Annotated in this window: 18 protein-coding genes and 1 tRNA gene; 5 read left to right on the top strand and 14 right to left on the bottom strand. The window is 62.9% G+C overall.

Translation table 11 applies throughout. The annotated features are described in order from the left end of the window. Window positions 1-25: 25 nt before the first annotated feature. From IVB12_RS08435 to IVB12_RS08425, 3 genes are read right to left on the bottom strand one after another with little or no spacing between them, the layout of a single operon-like run. Complete coding sequence (locus IVB12_RS08435) at window positions 26-1,072, bottom strand: DNA polymerase III subunit delta' (protein ID WP_247297625.1); 1,047 nt, start codon at window positions 1,070-1,072, stop codon at window positions 26-28. Then, entirely contained in the window at window positions 1,069-1,755 is a 687-nt protein-coding gene (gene tmk, locus IVB12_RS08430) for a dTMP kinase (protein WP_247297623.1), read from the bottom strand. Before tmk ends, IVB12_RS08435 begins: the two co-directional genes overlap by 4 nt. A 2-nt stretch (window positions 1,756-1,757) precedes the next feature. Further along, window positions 1,758-3,020, bottom strand: coding sequence for a D-alanyl-D-alanine carboxypeptidase family protein (locus IVB12_RS08425; RefSeq protein ID WP_247297621.1), 1,263 nt, complete (start codon window positions 3,018-3,020; stop codon window positions 1,758-1,760). A 154-nt stretch (window positions 3,021-3,174) separates the two neighbouring features. Between IVB12_RS08425 and IVB12_RS08420 the strand changes: the two genes are divergently transcribed. Beyond that, entirely contained in the window at window positions 3,175-4,131 is a 957-nt protein-coding gene (locus tag IVB12_RS08420) for an alpha/beta hydrolase (RefSeq protein WP_247297619.1), read from the top strand. On the opposite strand, the gene IVB12_RS08415 is transcribed toward IVB12_RS08420, so the two are convergent. After that, the gene (locus IVB12_RS08415) at window positions 4,125-5,060 is read right to left on the bottom strand and encodes a septal ring lytic transglycosylase RlpA family protein (protein WP_247297617.1); all 936 of its coding nucleotides are present in this window, start codon (window positions 5,058-5,060) and stop codon (window positions 4,125-4,127) included. The genes IVB12_RS08420 and IVB12_RS08415 overlap by 7 nt on opposite strands. A gap of 1,119 nt (window positions 5,061-6,179) precedes the next feature. On the opposite strand from IVB12_RS08415, the gene IVB12_RS08410 reads away from it, so the two are divergent. After that, on the top strand, window positions 6,180-6,770 hold the full coding sequence (locus IVB12_RS08410; RefSeq protein ID WP_247297615.1) for a TIGR00645 family protein: 591 nt from the start codon (window positions 6,180-6,182) through the stop codon (window positions 6,768-6,770). An 18-nt stretch (window positions 6,771-6,788) separates the two neighbouring features. On the opposite strand, the gene IVB12_RS08405 is transcribed toward IVB12_RS08410, so the two are convergent. The 5 genes from IVB12_RS08405 to IVB12_RS08385 all read right to left on the bottom strand — a co-directional run bounded on the left by IVB12_RS08405 (window position 6,789) and on the right by IVB12_RS08385 (window position 11,120). After that, window positions 6,789-7,106, bottom strand: a complete 318-nt coding sequence (locus IVB12_RS08405) for a DUF1476 domain-containing protein (protein WP_247297613.1) — start codon at window positions 7,104-7,106, stop codon at window positions 6,789-6,791. Window positions 7,107-7,352: 246 nt separating this feature from the next. Next, window positions 7,353-7,544 carry a hypothetical protein gene (locus IVB12_RS08400; RefSeq protein WP_247281133.1) on the bottom strand — a complete coding sequence of 64 codons (192 nt, stop codon included), beginning with the start codon at window positions 7,542-7,544 and terminating at the stop codon, window positions 7,353-7,355. A gap of 375 nt (window positions 7,545-7,919) precedes the next feature. Beyond that, window positions 7,920-8,594 carry an endonuclease/exonuclease/phosphatase family protein gene (locus IVB12_RS08395; protein ID WP_247297610.1) on the bottom strand — a complete coding sequence of 225 codons (675 nt, stop codon included), beginning with the start codon at window positions 8,592-8,594 and terminating at the stop codon, window positions 7,920-7,922. Continuing rightward, window positions 8,594-10,741, bottom strand: coding sequence for a VTT domain-containing protein (locus IVB12_RS08390; RefSeq protein ID WP_247297608.1), 2,148 nt, complete (start codon window positions 10,739-10,741; stop codon window positions 8,594-8,596). The genes IVB12_RS08395 and IVB12_RS08390 overlap by 1 nt, the downstream gene beginning before the upstream one ends. A gap of 82 nt (window positions 10,742-10,823) precedes the next feature. Continuing rightward, a complete protein-coding gene (locus IVB12_RS08385) occupies window positions 10,824-11,120 on the bottom strand; it encodes a hypothetical protein (RefSeq protein ID WP_247297606.1) in 297 nt (98 codons plus the stop codon). Window positions 11,121-11,597: 477 nt separating this feature from the next. Here IVB12_RS08385 and IVB12_RS38125 point away from each other — a divergent pair, with 477 nt between their 5' ends. Both IVB12_RS38125 and IVB12_RS08380 read left to right on the top strand, forming a co-directional pair. Beyond that, the gene (locus tag IVB12_RS38125; protein ID WP_256466437.1) at window positions 11,598-11,726 is read left to right on the top strand and encodes a hypothetical protein; all 129 of its coding nucleotides are present in this window, start codon (window positions 11,598-11,600) and stop codon (window positions 11,724-11,726) included. A gap of 18 nt (window positions 11,727-11,744) precedes the next feature. Then, window positions 11,745-13,538 (top strand): DNA polymerase/3'-5' exonuclease PolX, encoded by a 1,794-nt coding sequence (locus IVB12_RS08380; protein WP_247297604.1) that lies wholly within the window; start codon window positions 11,745-11,747, stop codon window positions 13,536-13,538. Between the two features lie 25 nt (window positions 13,539-13,563). Here the strand turns inward: IVB12_RS08380 and IVB12_RS08375 are convergent, their stop codons facing one another. Together IVB12_RS08375 and IVB12_RS08370 are read right to left on the bottom strand one after the other, a co-directional pair. Further along, window positions 13,564-13,767 (bottom strand): hypothetical protein, encoded by a 204-nt coding sequence (locus tag IVB12_RS08375; protein WP_247297603.1) that lies wholly within the window; start codon window positions 13,765-13,767, stop codon window positions 13,564-13,566. Window positions 13,768-14,139: 372 nt separating this feature from the next. Continuing rightward, window positions 14,140-14,229, bottom strand: a tRNA-Ser gene (locus tag IVB12_RS08370). Window positions 14,230-14,727: 498 nt separating this feature from the next. Here IVB12_RS08370 and IVB12_RS08365 point away from each other — a divergent pair. Continuing rightward, the gene (locus IVB12_RS08365; RefSeq protein ID WP_247297599.1) at window positions 14,728-14,961 is read left to right on the top strand and encodes a hypothetical protein; all 234 of its coding nucleotides are present in this window, start codon (window positions 14,728-14,730) and stop codon (window positions 14,959-14,961) included. A gap of 731 nt (window positions 14,962-15,692) precedes the next feature. Here IVB12_RS08365 and IVB12_RS08360 read toward each other — a convergent pair. The 3 genes from IVB12_RS08360 to ilvD form a co-directional block, all read right to left on the bottom strand. Next, window positions 15,693-16,016 carry a hypothetical protein gene (locus tag IVB12_RS08360; protein WP_247297688.1) on the bottom strand — a complete coding sequence of 108 codons (324 nt, stop codon included), beginning with the start codon at window positions 16,014-16,016 and terminating at the stop codon, window positions 15,693-15,695. Between the two features lie 249 nt (window positions 16,017-16,265). Then, window positions 16,266-16,526, bottom strand: coding sequence for a hypothetical protein (locus tag IVB12_RS08355; RefSeq protein ID WP_247297597.1), 261 nt, complete (start codon window positions 16,524-16,526; stop codon window positions 16,266-16,268). A 443-nt stretch (window positions 16,527-16,969) separates the two neighbouring features. Further along, window positions 16,970-18,820, bottom strand: coding sequence for a dihydroxy-acid dehydratase (gene ilvD, locus IVB12_RS08350; RefSeq protein WP_247297596.1), 1,851 nt, complete (start codon window positions 18,818-18,820; stop codon window positions 16,970-16,972). Window positions 18,821-19,197 lie beyond the last annotated feature (377 nt).

The following is a 19,197-nucleotide window of genomic DNA, read 5'->3' as shown; positions in this document are numbered from 1 at the left end:
TCGAAAATTGGAAACGAACCTGCGCCTAGCGCGTTGCGTCCGCCAGCCAGCCGAACACCGAGAAAACCAAGGGCTTGCGCTCCAGATTGTAGGTTTCGGTGTCGCGCGCGGCGCGGACGATCTTTTCCCATACCTCAGCTAGACGCGCAAGGCGCGGCAGATTCTGGTTCGTATTGGCTTCGTCCGCATGCAGGCGTTCGGCGATCCAGCGATCGATGCCGTCGATGAAGGCGGCAAGCGCGACACGGTCGCTGGTCCCGAGCGAATCGCCGAGCGTGTGCAGTTCGCGCGGATCGACCTGCGGCAGACGCGCGAGCAGTGCCGCCGTGCGCTGCTGGAGCTTGAGCGCGTCACCGCCGAGCAGCGTCAGTGCCCGCGCCACGCTGCCCTCGGAAGCCTCCGCCGCTTCGTGCAGCGCCGGATCATTCGGATCGAGGTCGCCGGCCGAAGCCGCCGCACTGATCACGTCATCGGTGGCGAGCGGGCGCAAGCGCAGCTTGCGGCAACGCGACTGGATGGTGGCGAGCACGCGTGCCGGCGCGTGGCTCACCAACAGGAATAGCGATTGCTGCGGCGGTTCTTCGAGGATCTTCAAAAGCGCGTTGGCCGCGTTTGGATTGAGCTCGTCGACAGTGTCGACGATGCAGACGCGCCAACCTTCGGCGGCGGCCGTCGAGCCGAAGAAGCCGATCGTCTCGCGCGTCTCGTCGACGGTGATCACGGTGCGCATCACGCCGCGATCATTCGCGGTGCGCTCCAGCGTCAACAGCCCGCCATGCGAACTCGCCGCAACCTGCCGCGCCACGGCATTGTCGGGATCGATCGCAAGGTCTTCGGCGCGCTGCACGGACGGCGCCAGCGGCTTGCCGTGGGCGAGCACGAAGCGCGCCATGCGGTAGGCCAGCGTTGCCTTGCCGATGCCTTGCGGTCCGCCGATCAGCCAGGCATGCGGGATGCGCCCGCTGCGATAGGCTGCGAGCAGCGCGGTCTCGGCCTCGCGGTGCCCAAACAGCTTCGATGTCTCGCGCGGATGCGGAATGGCGGTTTCGCGCTCGGTCCGACGCGGGCTCATGCGGAAATCACCGATGCGGGCGTGGGAAGGAGACGTTCGCGCAGCGCCGTCCAGACGCGCCCGGCAACCGTGTCAGGATCGGAATTGGCGTCGATCAGCGCACAACGCGCGGGATCTTCCGCGGCGATCTTGCGATAGGCGTCGCGCAGGCCTTGGTGGAACTTGAGATCCTCGCCCTCGAACCTGTCGGGTGCGGCGCTGCCGCGGCGCGTGGCTGCTCGCTGCAAGCCGATCTCGACCGGCAGGTCGAGGATGATGGTGAGATCCGGCTTGAGATCGCCGATCGTGACCCGCTGCATCGCGTTGATCAGGCCGTCCGGCACGCGGCCGAGGCTGCCCTGATAGGCCCGCGTCGAGTCGGCGAAACGGTCGCACAGCACCCAGACGCCTTGGCTGAGCGCGGGCTGGATCACGGTGCGGACGTGGTCGTCGCGGGCAGCGGCGAACAGCAACGTCTCGGCTTCGGGGCCGAGCAGCTTGCCCATGCCTGACAGCACCAGATGTCGCATGATCTCGGCGCCAGGCGAGCCGCCCGGTTCGCGCGTGACGAGGATGCGCATCCTTGCCGCCTTGAGGCGGTCGGCGAGCTTGTTGATCTGGGTCGACTTGCCCGCCCCTTCGCCACCTTCAAAGGTGATGAAGCGTCCGCGTCCCGACGGCCACCGTACCGCGCTTTCACTCATGATCAGAGCTTCTCGGCGCCTGCGCGGAACATGCCGATCACGAGCTCGCTGGCGCCGTCGATTGCGCGGCGCATGGTCGAGCCGGTGCCGATCGCTTCGGCGGCATAGACCGGCGTCTCCACCGCGATGGTGCCGCCGCGCCAGACCTTGACCACACCGACCTGCTGGCCGGCCTCGACCGGCGCGCGCACCGGGCCGCGATAGACGATGCGGGCGATCAGCTTGTCGCTGCCGTTCTTGTGCACCATCACTTTCACGGGCGTCTTGGCCACGAGCTTGACCGAGCGGCTCTCGCCGCCGAACACCTTGGCGTAGCCGACGGGCTGTTCGGCTGCGATCAGGGTGCGGGTCTCGAAATTGCGAAAGCCCCATTCCAGCATCTTCTTGGCTTCCGTGGCGCGGTCCTCGGGATCATCGAGCCCGTTGACGACAACGATCAATCGCGTGCCGTTTTGCACGGCCGAGCCCACCATGCCGTAGCCGCCTTCCTTGGTGTAGCCGGTCTTGAGCCCGTCGGCGCCCTCCATCGAATTGAGCAGCGGATTGCGGTTGGGCTGGCGAATCTTGTTCCAGGTAAACTCCTTCTCGCCGAACAGTTTGTAGAACTCGGGGAAGTCCAGGATGATGTGGCGGGCGAGGATGCCGAGCTCGCGCACCGTCATCTTGTTGCCGGGATCAGGCAAGCCGTTGGAATTGGCGAAGGTCGATCTGGTGAGGCCGAGCTCGCGTGCACGCTTGGTCATGAACTCGGCCGCGAAAATCCGCTCGTTGCCCGCCATGCCTTCCGCGAGCGCGATGCAGGCATCGTTGCCGCTCTGGATGATCGCGCCATGCAGGAGATCGCTGACCGAGACCTTACTGTTGATGGCGGCGAACATGGTCGAGCCGCCGGAGGGCGCGCCGCCCCGGCGCCAGGCGTTCTCGCTGATCCGATATTCGTCGGTCAGCTTGATGTCGCCCTTCTTGATGGCGTTGAAGACGACCTCTGCGGTCATCAGCTTCATCATGCTGGAGGGCGCGCGCAGCTCGTCGGCGTTCTTCTCGAACAGCACGCTGCCCGAGGAGGCCTCGATCAGGATCGCAGTCGGGGCGTCGCCGTCGAAGCCGGTGTCTTCCGCCTTCTTGGCACCCTGCACGCTCTGGTTGGCGGCGTAGAGCGCCCCGCCCCAGCCGATGGCCGCGACCAGAATCGCCGCGATCAGCCCGCGCGCCAGCGCACCGGCGGTGAACCGGGGGCGACGAAGCAAAGAAGGACGAACTGCCATGGTCAAGCCCTGAGAGCGGCGTTCTATCAGTTGGAACAGCTGCGAACAACACGGAGGTGGACGCCTGTCCCTGAGATTGCACGATTCTCCTCGCGCCCCTATCGTGGCATCTTATATTTCCCGACCAAACCCCTGAAACAAGGCGGAAAAGCGAATGTCCTCCAGCCGTTTGATCAAGGCCAACGGGATCGAGCTCTTCATCCGCGAGCAGGGCCAAGGTCCGCTGGTGGTGCTGTGCCATGGCTGGCCGGAACTGTCCTATTCCTGGCGCCACCAGATCCCCGCGCTCGCGGACGCCGGGTTTCACGTGGTCGCTCCTGATATGCGTGGCTACGGCCAGAGCGCGGCGCCGCCTGATGCGGCCGCCTACTCCATCTTCGACACGGTCGGCGATGTCGTCGGCCTGGTGCAGACGCTGGGCGAGAGCAAGGCAATGGTGGTCGGCCACGATTGGGGCGCTCCGGTCGCCTGGCACGCGGCGCTGTTCCGCCCCGACATCTTCACGGCGGTCGCGGGCCTGAGCGTGCCGCCGCCGTTCCGTGGCCGCGGCAAGCCGCTCGATTTGCTGCGCCAGGGCGGCATCACCAATTTCTATTGGCAATATTTCCAGACGCCGGGCGTCGCCGAGGCCGAGCTCGAGCGCGACGTCGCCCGCACCATGCGCATCGTGCTCGGCGGCCGCGGCCTCGCCGATCCCTCCGCGGCCATGTTCGTGCAGGAGGGCAAGGGCTTTCTCGGCCATGCGGGCGCCGAGGAGCCACTGCCCCGCTGGCTGAGCGAGGCTGACCTCGCCTATTTCACCGAAAGCTTTCGAAAGTGCGGCTTCCGCGGCGGGCTGAACTGGTACCGCAACATCGACCGCAATTGGGAGCTGACGGCGCCTTGGCAGGATGCGCAGATCCACCAGCCGTCGCTGTTCATCGCCGGCTCGAAGGACGCCGTCATCACCGGCCTGATCGGGGCCAAGCGTGTCAACGAGCTCGAGCGCGTGCTGCCCAATCTGAAGCGCAAGCTGATCCTCGAGGGCGCCGGCCATTGGGTGCAGCAGGAGCGGCCCGAGGAGGTGAACGCGGCGCTGGTGAAATTCCTGACGGCGAGCCCAACTCAGTAGAGGCCGCGGCCACTCAGGATGCTGCGGGCCTCGGCCGCGCCATCCGAGGCGTAGGCGCCGGAAGGCGCGCTCTCGGTCGCATAGCGGCCGTCCTCGTCATAGGACACCGCACGGGCGTTCTGGAGGGCCCGGCCCCGGCTGCGGCTCGAAGCCGAGATTTCCGAGGTCGCGTTGAGCGAGGCCATGTCAGCCGAGCTGTTGCCGAGATTGTAGGGCCGCCCCTCCGGCATCGGAACCTCGCCGCGAATGGCACCGCGGCTCGACGAGGGTAATTCCGGCACGAAAGGCTTGGCCGAAGCGACCCGGACCATTGAGGGGGTCGGCGCCGGAACGCCGGTACGCAAGGTCGCGATCAGCTGGCGATCGTCGGAGCCTTCGAGCGGCGCCCGACCGACATATTCGACCCGGACCTTGGCGACGCCATTGCCTTTGAATTCAAGGAGTTCGGCGGCCTTGTTCGAGACGTCGATGAGCCGGTTGCCGTGGTAGGGCCCGCGGTCGTTGACGCGCACGATCAGCGACTTGCCGTTGGAAATATTGGTCACCCGCGCATAGGACGGCATCGGCAGGGTCGGATGCGCCGCCGTGAGCGAGGTCATGTCGAACACTTCGCCGTTGGCGGTCAGGCGGCCGTGGAAATCATCGCCATACCAGGACGCCATGCCCTCGGCACGATAGTTGACGTCCTCCTCCGGCACGTAGGTCCGGCCGGCCACGATATAGGGCTTACCGACGCGGTAGGTGCCGCCACCCTTCGGGACCGGATCACCCCAGGCCACCACCCTTGGGCTTGAGGACACGCCATATTTCGGATCGACGCGGCTGGCGAACTTGTTCGACGAGGCGCAATTGGCGAGCGCAAGGCAGGTCGCGACCGCCGCAACACCGCGCGCGGCCCGCAAAACCGAATCTGACCGTCGGATCCCCATTTGCCCCAAATACCATTCCGCCGGCGGCATGCCCAACCCGCATTGGCTACGGGAGCGCCGTCCGGTCCTTTGATCCGAGGCGGCCCACCACCGCATCGGAAGCAGTAACGATAACGCAACCCGAACACGGCGGAAATGGGGAGCCCACAGCGATCACGCCGGCATGGTAAACGGGACGTTCGCTTCCCCCGTCGATCTACGGAGCGCAGGCGCCCTGCTCTGTGCCAAGGCTGGACATTCTGTTGCGCCAAATCCTCACTCCATCCCCATTGTCACGCCGCTCACGGAAATTCTTTTGACTGTGCAAGGCCGCACGCGTTCTCTCGGATGCAGGGCGGGATTTGGAATTTAGCGATGATCGAGACGGTTTCGGCACTGATGGGTCTGGTAAGCGCGGCGATCTTCCTTGCCCATGCGTTTGAAGGTTACCGCACGAGGGCCTGAAGGCACTCGCGCGGGACGGCAAGCATTCACCTCTTTCAAGGCGGCACGTTCGGACAATTTCAATCGATCCGATCGAGCATCGAGGACGAGAGCGGCAGGTGTCCCATGCGCAACCATGACCTCGTATCCGATGGCTTCCTGGCATTGACCGCGGGCGGCTTGGTCCTGCTCTGCTCGAGCCTCGTGGCACTGGCCTTCGGCTGATCTCGGGCGCAATCTTCGCTTTCCCGACAACGACCACACTGCGCTGCAAACAGTGTTTGCCCGGGGATTGTCCCGCTCCCGTTTAGTTGATTGAATTTCCGCATTCGGCGCCTCGACTTAATTTCAAGAGGCCATCACCAACCTGGGTGAGTCACATGCTTGCCGAGAAGTTTTTCCTTGTCCTTGAATCCCTGATCCGTGGCGATCGCACCTATCCGGACGGAAGCCCCAGGGTCATCAGCACCTCCCCGCACGTACCGGTGAAGCTGCCGAGCCAGAAATAGCCCGCTCGCCTTTCCCAGTCACCCGCCGCTCTGATTCCGGTGCTGGCCGAGCGCGCGACGCCCGCCCAGCACGTTAGCACGAAACGGCGCGATCCCTGGAAAATGACCGGTTGCGCCGCGTCTTCCGCCGGCCATCTTGCCGGGCTACATGGCAGCAAGATCATCTCGATGCGAGGATGCTGCCTGAATGTCGGTTGAGCCTGGATTCCAGTCCGAACGCCGCACCGAACCCCGACGGCCATTGCCGCGTCTGGGCCTGCTGCCGATGATCATCTTCGGCTCGCGCTGGCTGCAGCTGCCGCTGTATCTCGGATTGATCGTGGCGCAGTGCGTCTACATCGCGCTGTTCCTCAAGGAGCTCTGGCATCTGTCCTGGCACTCGCTCGATCTCACCGAGCAACAGATCATGATGAGCGTGCTGGCCCTGATCGACGTCGTGATGATCTCCAATCTGTTGGTGATGGTGATCGTCGGCGGCTACGAGACCTTCGTCTCGCGGCTCGATCTCCAGGGTCATCCCGACGAGCCGGAATGGCTCGGCCACGTCAATGCCAGCGTTCTCAAGATCAAGCTCGCCATGGCCATCATCGGCATTTCCTCGATCGCGCTGCTGCGCACCTTCATCGAGGCCGGCAATCTCGGCTCGAACCGCGCCGGCTTTACCGAGACTGGCGTGATGTGGCAGGTGCTGATCCACCTCACCTTCGTCATCTCGGCGATCGGCATCGCCTATGTCGACAAGCTCAGCGATGCCGGGGCGCGCAAGCACGCCGAATGAGGCACAACGACCAGCCTCTCATGTGCCAGCTTCGAGCTGCTGCATGACCTGGCGCAGGTATTCCACAAGCTTCTGCGCGACCTGCTCGCGCGTCACCCCCTTGGCGGCGAGATCGCCGGACACCTTGCTCACGATGTCGTCGATGGTCTGTCTCTCCAGATTGTCCGTGACCAGCGCTGTTGCGTAGCTTGCCGCCTCGTCGTTGCTGAGGCCGAGCTGGCTTGCGGCCCAAAGCCCGAGCAGCCTGTTGGACCGGGCCGTCGCCTTGAACATCAGCTCCTCGTCGTGGACGAACTTTGCTTCAAAGCCGTGCTCGCGCTTGTCGAACGTGGTCATGGTCAGCTCCATTCTCGTTTCGCTGATGCGACATACTGGCTGGGAGCGAACGTCTCCGTGGTTCACGTCAGGTGAGGATCACCCTAAACTTCCTCCCGGAAGGCAAACGCCGTCAAGCCCGCCGATGGGCGTGGGACCGGGCGCGCGCAAGCTGGTCTTGAGCGGGGAACGCCAACCGCCGTGAGACGCCGGCGGCATCGGTTTGAAAGATCGGTATGAGAGATTGTTGGCGCCGACCGCGCTCGGTCAGCCCTTCGCCGCGGCCGCTTCCCGCGCGAGGCGTTCGGCCTTCAGCCGTTCCTTGTTGGCGTAAAACGCCTTCTGCGCCGCCTCATGATCGCGCATGGCCTTTTCGGCCTCGAGCCGGCGCGCTGCATCACGTGCCTGGCGCTGCTCGGGGGTCAGAGGTTTGCGTCGGAAGGAAAGGTCTTCAGTCATGGCAACACAACGTGGCGGCGAGGAAAAAGTTCCGCATGCCTGAGCTGAAGCATAGGCTCTGACCATCAAAGTTTGCGAAAACAACCCCATGCACCGTAGCTAAGTCTTGTTGGCACAACGCCTTTTGCATTCGCGCAAAAGCCGGTTGACCCGTCGGGCAAAACAGTGGCATTCTGCCATCTTCGGAAAATCGGCAAGAAGGCTGATCTGGATCCCTTCTCGAACGCTAGAGAATAATCCGGAAAAGTGCGCAGCGGATTTCCGAAAAGCTCATGTTCGAGACAACAACCTAAAGCGCGATGACGATTCATCCTAATCTCATCGCACTTTGGGGCAAGCGGCGAGCGAGAAGATCAGCTTCCCTCGGGGAAATATTCAGATCTCTATTTCTGCAATCACCGGCAAATGGTCTGAATAGGCTCCTGCCTCCCGGTCGGTCCACACTTTCCCGAACCGGCTGTCGGGCGTCGCATAGATTCTATCAAGGCGTAGAACGGGCAAACGCGCCGGGAAAGTCCGCAAGCGTGTCCGGTTTGGGCAAACCTGCGCGAGCACGCGCCGCACCGATTTGACCCAAAACCAGTCATTGAAGTCGCCGAGGACGACGGTCTTTCCGGGCTTCACAAGGCTGACCAGGGCTTGAGCTTGCGCATACCGCTCATGGATACTCAAGCCGAGATGAGTAGCCACCACGCGCACATCGCCGACAGGTGTCAGCAGTCCCGTGGCAATCGCCCTACGGGGCTCCCGCTCCCGATACGACACGTCGACGATCTCGGGCACATCAGAGAACGGAAAGCGGCTCAGGAGCATCTGACCGTAGTCGCCATCCTGAGTGACAATCGACTTCGCGTGAACGCGGTGGTCGCCGACAGCAATCGCCAACTTCGCGAATGGATCGTCTGACCGCGATCGCGAATCCACCTCCTGAAGCGCGAGGACATCGGGGGCCCACCTGCGAACGATCGAGCAAACACCCTCCAAATCGAACTTCGTATTGAGATTGAACGTGCCATGCACATTCCATGTCATGAAACGCATCGCCGCCATCAGCGCCTCCCGGCGAGCCAGGTCGCGACGAATTGTGCGCCCACGCAGATTCCGAGCCAGCCCAAAAACGCCAAGACCAATAGCAATATGTTGCTCCAGGATGCATCCCTGGCCAAATCTGCGATTTGAGCCCCCAGAACTGCCATGGCGAGAATACCGGGCATCATGCCCAGCAGAGTTCCAACCATGAAGTCGCGAAGAGGCAGCGTGCTCGCACCAGCCACGACATTCACCACCGAGAACGGTGCTATGGGAATCATCCGGATGACGACGACAGCCAGAATACCCTTGCCTACGACGCGTTCCTGGATGCGCGCTGCACGTCGTCCGAGTAAACGCTGGAGTCGCTGTCGTCCGAGTGCCCGCCCGATCGCAAAAAGCACGAGCGCGCTGAGCAAGACGCCGGCCATTGCGGTGATGAAGCCTAGCCAGGGCCCAAGCGCGGCAGCAGTTGCTGCAATGAGTACGAGAACCGGAAACACGACCAGCCCGCCGACGACGAAAGCTGCGATCGCGAATGGCGGCCCCCAGATAGACTGCGAGTAGGCAGACAGGAACGTCGAAATACGACTCGCGTCGGCGAAATCGCTCAGAGACGTGTACGACCAAGCCACCCCCAGTCCAAAAAGCGCCACGGCTATCGATACGATCCCTATTAGAGTCTTCGTGCTCCACATGCGAGATGCCGCCCGCTCGAGATGAAGAGGCCGCTCAGGGTCGGCCACCGGCTGAACCATTGTGGCCAGAGTACTGGTCAGAACCGAGGACTCCACTTCCCGCAGCGCCTTCGCCCCATCAGCTCTCGACAGGTCGTCCAGGAGGGCAAAAAGACGATCCTCATTTCGCGTTATGGTCTGTTCGTCGAGATCGCAGAAATGGGCAATCAGGCGACGGCGGACCGAAGCGATGAAGTTTCTATGCTCGTCGGATGCAGCTTCAAAAATAAGGTCACACTCACTATCGGCACCCATCGACCGATTGTTCAGGTTAGCCGAGCCGATCCTCAAGATCCGATTGTCGACGGTCATCAGCTTGCTGTGCACCATCACGGCAGCTTCGGTATCCGCGTTGCGTGAGACCGGGTAGACGAAGCGGATACGATCTGCCACTCCGGCCTGATTGAAGCAGTCGATGAAGGCACCACGGCCGTTTTGCATGGCTTGGGATTCTACCCAGGACGAATGCAGTTTGGGAGTGACGACGAGAACCCGAAGCGAAGGCGCGCGAAGCATCTGCTCGGCCAATTCCCGCGCTATCTTGATAGCGCTGGTAAACTGGTTTTCGATGTAAACGAAGCTCGTCGCTGACCGGATCGCTGCAACCAGTGAGCGCTCGACCTCCTTGATCCTCGAACCTGCCGGACACACGATCTCTGTCCTGGCGATACCCACCGGCACGTGCTCCGCCTCAACCGGCACATTCGCCGGCCACCGAATGCTCTTCAGCGCGCGCCGAGGATGAACCTGTTGACCTGCCGCACGCCAGCGTTCCTCCGCGAGGTCGGATAGCCATGCCGCAGCATCCCCGTCGACCATGCATTGAACATCATGAAACGGCGGGTATGGCTTACCCGCAGGGTCGCAGCGCAACGCGTGATCGGCGCGATGGTCGCTCGTGTCCCAGCGCCTGATCGTCAGGTCGAGCCCGCCAACGAACGCCAATGAACCGTCGACGCAGACGATCTTCTGGTGTTGGGCCGAACCAAACGGAAGTGTGGAATCCAGATGAAATCGGACGCGGCCACATGTTCCGGCGGTGAATTTTGCTGCGGAATTCCATTCCCTTTCGGACGCGTAAAACGAGACGAAGTCCCAGGTCAGAATATTGATCCACAGGGCGGGACGGCGTTGAACGAGCGCGCGGAGGAATGGGCCAAGCTGTTCCGGCAGACCATCATCCGCTCCTCCGGAAGCTCCGACCAGCCTGGTTGCACTATGGATATCCCATCCGATCACATAAACTTGGTCTTGCGCCTCCAGCAGCGCGTCCCGCAGGGCCGCGAAATAAGCGGCAGCATCATTCAGAACCGCGACGCGGCGCGCTTCGCACCGCCGCCAGACCGTATTGCCGGGGATCAGGGTCGATGAACTCTGAAGCAGGTGGACCTCGCAAATCGCATTCGTGTCTAAAACGCTGTGAATGCTCAACGGGTTCCGCGGCCCGCAGACGGGCTATGCTCGGTGTGAGAATGCTGAGCCACAGAGCTTACGCGGCACAAGCGCACTTGCGTTATTTGGTTCGGACAGTCTTTGCGCCGGCGCCCCTCAAGACGTCTGCGATCTTTTCAGGGGCATCGCCGTGGAAATCCACGGAGACCTCGATCAGACCCTCCAGCTTCTGGTGACCCTCCGGCGCGGGCGCGGATTTGACGTCAGCACCGGCCGGATGTGTCCGCGCCGTGTTCGCGCCGCCGGCCGGTTGGACGAAGACGTCGCTTCGGGATACGCCGCATTCCTGGACGACGTGCTCAATGGCAAGCTCGGCGCTGCGGCGAGTGTCGACTTCTCCGATGATCGTGCTTTCCAAGACAGCTCTCCCTAGGTGGACGAGAGTGCGTACAACAGGCCAGCACTGGCCAAGTTCCAGAAGCTGGCGACCTGCATCTCAAATGCATGGATGGTCGATTTGGACCACGCGCCGGGGGTTCAGAACCGGACTATCCCGAGCAGGAAGAGGAGCGCGAGAGTGACCAAGCCGGAGATCAGCAACGAGCCGAGACACCCGAGCCGGTTCGAGAAAAAGAAGAACATGCCTGGCCCGCTGTGAAGCTTCCTGCCGGGCTAATTTTTCAAGTTCGATAGCGTTCCGGATGCGCTCTTGTTCGTCCTGATTGTCGAGCGGCTCCCACCTACAGCCAGCGCTTGAACTGGTGCTTCTAGAAGAGACGGATAAGAACCAATCTTTGAGCGAGACGTTGAACCCACGACGTCCGACGCCTTTGACTATTTCCGAGCGCACGCGGTTCGAGCCCTTTGCAAGGCCCGGACGATGCCCCGCGGGCGAATGAAGCATCTCCAAATCGTAGTAGCCCGGATCTACCATCTGCTCACCAAGGAGGCCGCCTACGGGCCGAACCTGCAGCATCTGGACGACTTCCGGGCAGCCCAGAAGGTCGAGAAGTCAATTGATTGAAGGCCTGGAGTGAGGTGAGTGGCGGTCGCTGACACCCCAAAGGTGACTGAACTCCTGAGGGAATACGCGCAGCGAACTGCGCTGCGTGGAGGCAACCCCTATCGTGCGAAGGCTTATGCCCGCGCCGCCGATAATCTTGCCGCGCTCGTCGTCCCGCTCCACGTGCTGATCGAGGAAGACCGCCTCACCGAGATTCCCGGGGTCGGCGAAGCCATCGCGGACATCATCACCAAGCTGTATCGCACGGGCACTCATCCGAGCCTTGAGAAGCTGCGCAAGGAAATTCCCGCGGGGGTCCTGGAACTGCTGACGGTGCCGGGCTTAAGGCCTGAGAAGGTGCTCAAGCTCTACAAGGATCTCGGTATTACCTCCCTATCCGAATTGGAAACGGCAGCCAAGCAAGACCGCATCAAGAAGGCCAAGGGGCTTGGGGCCGCGCTGCAGACCAAGATCGTGGAGAACCTTGCGATCGCCAAAAGCGGCAAGGGACGCCTGCACCTGCATCGCGCCGCGGCCCTGCTCGAGCATGCAACGGACTCGCTGCGGAAGGCGCGGCCCGAGCTCAAACGGCTCACGATTGCCGGCGACTTCAGGCGTGGTTGCGAACTCGTCGCCGACCTCGCGATCGTCGCCGAGGCCCCCGGGAGCGGCAGCGTTATCGAATCAGGCGGGCTGCAAGTCCACCTCGCCGATCGCAAGCATTTTGGCGCCGCCCTGCTCCACGCGACAGGTTCACCGATTCATCTTGATCAGCTTCGGGCGCTCGCCGAGAAGAAAGGAATGCGCCTCGAGCCGGACGGGCTGCACAAGGCGCGGAGCGTTGTCGCAGAGACCGAGGAAGACATCTACCGGGCGCTCGGCCTTCCCTTCATCGCGCCCGAACTGCGCGAGGGTCGCGGCGAGATTGAGCGGGCACTGAAGAAAAAGCTGCCGAGGCTCGTCACCGACCAGGACCTGCGCGGCATCCTGCACTGCCATACCGACGCCTCCGACGGGACCGAGACGCTCGAGACCATGGCAAAGGCAACGTTGAAGCGCGGCTTCGAATATTTCGGTGTCGCCGACCACTCGCAGTCGGCGCACTACGCCGGGGGTCTCTCGCTCGAGCAGATCAAGGAGCAGCATCGGCAGGCCGAGCGGCTCAACAGAAAGTTTGGCAAGGGCTTTCGGATCCTGAGGGGCGTCGAATCCGACATCCTGGCGGACGGATCGCTGGACTATCCGGACGAGGTGCTCGACGGCTTCGACTTCGTGGTCGCCAGCATCCACGGGCGTTTCAGGCTGGATCGGAAGGCACAGACCGAACGCCTGCTGCGGGCGATCGCCAACCCCTACACCACCATCGTCGGCCACATGACCGGCCGCCAGCTTCAGCGCCGTCCAGGCTATGAGATCGATGTCGAAAAGGTGCTGCGCGCCTGCGCCAAGCACGACGTTGCAGTCGAGATCAACGCTCATCCCTGGCGGCTCGATCTGGACTGGCGCTGGCATCAGGCTGCGCTCGGATATGGCTGCATGTTGAGCATCAATCCGGACGCGCACTCGATCGCCGAGCTCGATCACATGCATTGGGGCGTCGAGATGGCGCGAAAAGGCGGCGTCCCCGCAGAGCGGGTGCTGAACGCAATGCCGCTGGCCGATATCGAGCGATACCTCCGCCACAGGCGCCGCTCGTTCGCACGTGCAGCTTGGAGGCCTGGTCCTTCAACGAAGGCCCGCCGGTCCACGCGCAGCCGTTTGCGGGAGAAAGAACGACCCCAGGCCTGGATCAAGGACCCAGGGCTGGGGCCGCTCGGGCTACGGGTTAGATAGCCTGATGCGCCTAAGCGCATGCGGATCAAAGTACGTGGGCCGCAAGCGTTCCTATTTTTGCAACGGCCTCCACCGGAGCTAAAGCGCAATGAGATTGGGAATAATCGTCATCGCGCTTGACGTTGTGTTTGAGCCCGATCTTTTCGGAAAACCGCTTCACACTTTTCCGGATCATGTCCAGGAACGCTTGCTGCGCTTTCGCGTCTTCTGAAAAATGAGACGTGCCCATGCCTCCAGCCACGCCCCCGAGCCCAACCCTGCTCCGCTGCCCCAAATGCCGCGAACCGCTCAGCCTGGCGGAGAAGCTATGGGACATGAAGGCAGCCCGCTTCATCCGGGTTTATCAATGCCGGTGCGGTGAACTGCTCTGGGATGATCAATCGTCCGCGGAACACAGCTAAGGCACACCAGGCCCGCCTCGCCTGGAGTTGCGATCTCGAGCGGCGCAGCGAGGCCGACAAGATTTCGTCTCGCTTCAACTCATCCGCGATTGCGCCCTCTACGTCGAGCTCAGCTGAACGCGGTAACGAGAGGCCGTATTCTCTGTTGAGTTGGACGCCACGTCTGAAACCGCATCTAAGCGGTTGATTTTATTGGATTGTGGCGGAAGGGGTGGGATTCGAACCCACGGTACCCTTGCGGGCACGCCGGTTTTCAAGACCGGTGCCTTAAACCACTCGGCCACCCTTCCAAGTCTGGAAGTTGTTTAGCTTTTCGTCGCTTCGGTTCGCTTGTTTATGGCGGCGCGCATGGCGACGTCAACCGCTGCGGCGGCTTCCCCCTGCATGTTCGGCCTCAGGTGGCTGTAATCTCCATCGTGATCGCGATTGAGGAATGGCCTAGCCGCTGCTGCACGATCTTGGAATGGATATTCGAGGCCAGCATATGGCTGGCGTGGCTGTTGCTAACCAAATGCGTCTGATCCGCCCGCTGTGGGTGCTCCACCGGTGGGCCCGGCATCGCGCCGAGCGCCAGTGAAATCGCGGGCTAAGCCGCTGATCTGACTCCGCTTTGGTCCGAAATCCCGGCAAAGGATTCGCGACCGGGATCCTGGCCCGCCGGTTCACGCTGGCGGGTCTTCTTCGCGACGCCTGTCGGCCTAATCAACGGTTAACGAAGAACCAATAGAATATTCCGCCGTTGACTTGCACCCCACCGCGACACGAGGTGGGTTTAGGACATGCCGATAATGGCGGACCTCAAAAAGAGATTGGACAAACTCCGCGCCGATGCCGCGGATTTGGCCCTTATGAGCAGGCGGGCAAGCGATCCGGAAAAGCGCGAACTCTTCGGACGCTTGGCAGATGAGCTTGCAATAGAAGCTCTTGAACTCGAGCAGGTGGTGAAGCAACAAGCTAGGCAATCAGCTTCCAGCGACATGGACAGAGTTGTGAACTTCCGGACCCGCCTGGAGAGGAACTGAACACCATTGTCGAGATTGCCGGCTCGCAACGTGAGAGCGGACGAAGCGAGCAAAAATGATGAGTAAGCGAAGCAAGGCCAACTTGGTTGGCGTAGGAACGTGCCTAGCGATCAGCGTTCATTTTCCAGGTCGAAGCAGGCTGCTATTGCCCTGTGGTCTCTAGGCGCTCTAGCGTTCGGCATGGCTGCGCTGGTTTCTTCTTCTCACTAGCTTGCTGAAGGGCGCCGCCTCAGTCGGCGGCCGCTCAATGGTCCGCCCGCGCGGCCGGTCGCAGGGGCCCGGTTGGTCATATGGGACCCGAAAACTTCCCGAGCTGACCCTTTCCCATGACGAGATCGCCCGCTCCTAGGAGCTTAATTCTACCGACCATTTTCAGAGTTAAAGTTCAAGACCGGTGCCTTAAACCACTCGGCCACCCGTCCAAGCCTGGAATGGGTGTCGCTTAACGCAGTCACCGCGCAAGGCAATGCGAAGTTTGCACTCTCGCCTCAACCCCTTCAGCCCGCCCTCTGTCAGGCGAGTGTCAGCCTGTTCCGCTAGCTTGGCGCAGGTTCGGCGCCGCCACGCGCCGACGTCTCGGCAATCCCAGATACCGGCGACATCTCCCAGGGCGTTGCCGGTTGCGAGGCCCGGTTGGATTCGTCTCCATATCCGGGCCTCGTTTGCTGATGCGCAAAAGAAAGCGGCGCCCCGCAAGGAGCGCCGCGCGAGACTGTCTTCGTTGCGCCAGCTCAGTACCCGCAGGACGCGCAGCCCATCTGCACGGGCGCGTAATACGAATAGCCCGGCGACACCATCTCGACGCGCTGGCGCGTGGCATATTGCGGGGGGATGCGCTCGTACTGGACGCTGGGCGGGGCCACCATCACGGTCTGCGGCACCATTACCGTGCGGTACTGCGCCGGCGTGCGGTGCGCGACCACAGAACCGGGAGACACCATCACGGTTTCGTCGAAAGTGCGGTATTGCGGCGCGACGTATTGCTGCTGGTAGCAGGTCGTGCACGGCGGCGGCGTATAACAATTGTAGCAGCCGGCGGAGGCTGCGCCCGCCATGGAAATCGCGGCGACCGCGGTGGAGAAAACAACGGCGAAAGTACGAGACATTGCGTGGTGCCCCAGTTGCCCGAAATGGATGTGCGAAGGTCGCTAGCAGTATATGCCGCAAAATCCTGGGCTGCCGAACTTCGTCGGGGCATCCTTAATGCGAACGGCCAATCGCGGCCGACAGGTAAGAACTCATTGACCACGCGCATTAACGCGCGACGTGCGCTTGCCGTTCATCCGCCTCCGACGGCTCGCGCTTCAGCGCCTCGCTGCTCTTTCCAAAAACTCCAGCAGCGAGGGATCGGTCTCCTCGAATTCGACAAAGCGGCGGCGCAGTTCGTCTGCGATTTCTGCGGTGGCATCTCGTGACCATCCTTCCGCGGTATTGAAAGCCACGACACGTACTGGATGGAGATATTGCCCCTCGACGAGATTCCTGAGCAGGGTCGCCCGATTGGCGTCCTCCTCAGCCGTCTCACACCAGGCGCGGCCCAGCCGCCGGCCGAAATCATCAAGCACGAGATAGACGTCCCGGTCTGTCGCAATGTGCGGCACGAGCGATGGAGAGTGACTCATGGCTTACCCCGCTACTGGCAATCCGGACCGTTGCGGAGGATACGGCGTCCGCCCGGCCGGATTCGGAAAAATGGATTTCGGCTATTTTCTTAAGTGGCGCGATTAAATCACAAACAAAGTACAAATAAATAAAAATTAAATGGCAAAATGGGCGCAAAGACACTAAATTCACAGGGGCCTGGCGGGCGAGCCCGCACGTCGGGTGCCCACTTTGCAAAACGGCTCCCGCCTCCACCCCCAAAAGCCCACACCCCAGGAGGCGGGGCCGTTTCTTTTGCGACCGCTGTCCCGGCTCTCTGTCCCGCAACAGTACGCCCGCCCGCTCGCGTCGAGACCGCGGGTCATTCCGGAAGACTCCGCCCAGCCGGTGGCGCGTCGATCAGGCGCTATCTCGAACGCCGCTTCACCTCGCGCACGGCGCCGCGCGCGGCGCTGGTGGTGAGCGCGGCGTAAGCCTGCAGCGCGGTCGAGACGTTGCGCCTGCGGTTCTGCGGCTGCCAGGCGGCATCGCCCTTCGCCTCCTCCGCGGCGCGGCGTTTGGCCAGCTCCTCGTCGGAGACCTGCAGGCTGATGCTGCGGTTAGGGATGTCGATGGCGATACGATCGCCGTCGCGCACGAGACCGATATTGCCGCCTTCGGCCGCTTCCGGCGACAGGTGGCCGATCGACAGGCCGGACGAGCCGCCGGAGAAGCGGCCGTCGGTGACGAGCGCGCAGGCTTTGCCGAGACCCATCGATTTCAGATAGCTGGTCGGATAAAGCATCTCCTGCATGCCGGGGCCGCCGCGCGGGCCTTCGTAGATGATCACAACGACCTCACCCGCAACGACCTTGCCGCCCAGGATCCCTTCCACCGCCGCGTCCTGGCTTTCGAACACGCGCGCGGGGCCGGAGAATTTCAGGATCGAGGCGTCGACGCCGGCGGTCTTCACGATACAGCCGTCCTGCGCGAGATTGCCGTAAAGCACGGCGAGGCCGCCGTCCTTGCTGAAAGCGTGCTCAAGGTCGCGCACGACGCCCTTCTCGCGGTCGGCATCGAGCTCGTCGTAGCGGCGCTCCTGGCTGAAGGCGACCTGGGTCGGGATGCCGCCGGGCGAGGCCCGATAGAAGGTGCGCACCGCCTCGCTCTTGCTGCGCTTGATGTCCCAGCGCTCCAGCGCATCGTTCATGGTCGGGGCGTGCACGGTCGAGACCGAGGTGTCGATCAGCCCGGCGCGGTCGAGCTCGCCGAGAATGCCCATGATGCCGCCGGCGCGATGCACGTCCTCGACATGCACGTCGGCGACGGATGGTGCGACCTTGCACAGCACCGGCACACGACGCGAGAGCCGGTCGATGTCGCGCATGGTGAACTCGACCTGCCCTTCATGGGCAGCGGCGAGCAGATGCAGCACGGTGTTGGTCGAGCCGCCCATCGCGATGTCGAGCGTCATGGCGTTTTCGAACGCCCTAGAGTTGGCGATGTTGCGCGGCAGCACGCTGGCATCGTCCTGCTCATAATAGCGGCGGACCAGATCGACGATGGTATGGCCGGCCTCGACGAACAGGCGCTTGCGGTCGGCATGGGTTGCGACCACCGTGCCGTTGCCGGGCAGCGCGAGACCGAGCGCCTCGGTCAGGCAGTTCATGGAATTGGCGGTGAACATGCCCGAGCACGAGCCGCAGGTCGGGCACGCCGAGCGCTCGATCACCTTGACGTCCTCGTCGCTGACCTTGGAATCGGCCGCGGCTACCATGGCATCGATGAGGTCGACGGCTTTGGTCTTGCCCTGGAGCTTGACCTTGCCGGCCTCCATCGGTCCGCCCGAGACGAACACGGCGGGGATGTTGAGCCGCAGCGCGGCCATCAGCATGCCGGGCGTGATCTTGTCGCAATTGGAGATGCAGACGAGACCGTCGGCGCAATGTGCGTTGGCCATGTATTCGACGCTGTCGGCGATCAATTCGCGCGACGGCAGGCTGTAGAGCATGCCGTCATGGCCCATGGCGATGCCGTCGTCGACGGCGATGGTGTTGAACTCCTTGGCGACGCCGCCGGCCTGCTCGATCTCGCGGGCCACGAGCTGGCCGAGGTCCTTGAGGTGGACGTGGCCGGGCACGAACTGGGTGAAGGAGTTGACGACGGCGATGATCGGCTTGCCGAAATCGGCATCCTTCATGCCCGTCGCGCGCCAGAGGCCGCGGGCGCCCGCCATGTTGCGGCCGTGGGTGGTGGTGCGGGAGCGATAGGCTGGCATGGCGGTTTCCGTCCTCGGGTTGGCTTGAGCCGGGCGGAAAAATCGAAGCCGCCTCAGACCTTTCCGGCCGGATAGCGCACGCGGGGAACGCGCGCAACGGGAACTTGGTCCGGACAGGGCTCCCCTGCTCCCGGCGCGGCCTGTCGCGAACGTTCCCCAGCGCGAGGTTGCGTGCAAACGCTGCGCTGCAGGCGACAAGGATCGCGGCATGCGCGGACGAACGCGCCAATGTTCGAACGGGCGCGGGCGTGTCCGTAGTGATCCGGAATGGAAGCCTAATCGACCTTCGCGTACATCGCGGGACATCGATCGGCGGCCACTTCCACGGGCATCATCCTCTGATCGCGCTACATGGGGTTGGGGGACCACATGGGGCG

Source organism: Bradyrhizobium sp. 179 (assembly GCF_023073535.1).
Classification (GTDB): domain Bacteria; phylum Pseudomonadota; class Alphaproteobacteria; order Rhizobiales; family Xanthobacteraceae; genus Bradyrhizobium.
Note: the sequence above shows the minus strand (reverse complement) of the source record. Positions and strands in the feature narration are given on the sequence as shown.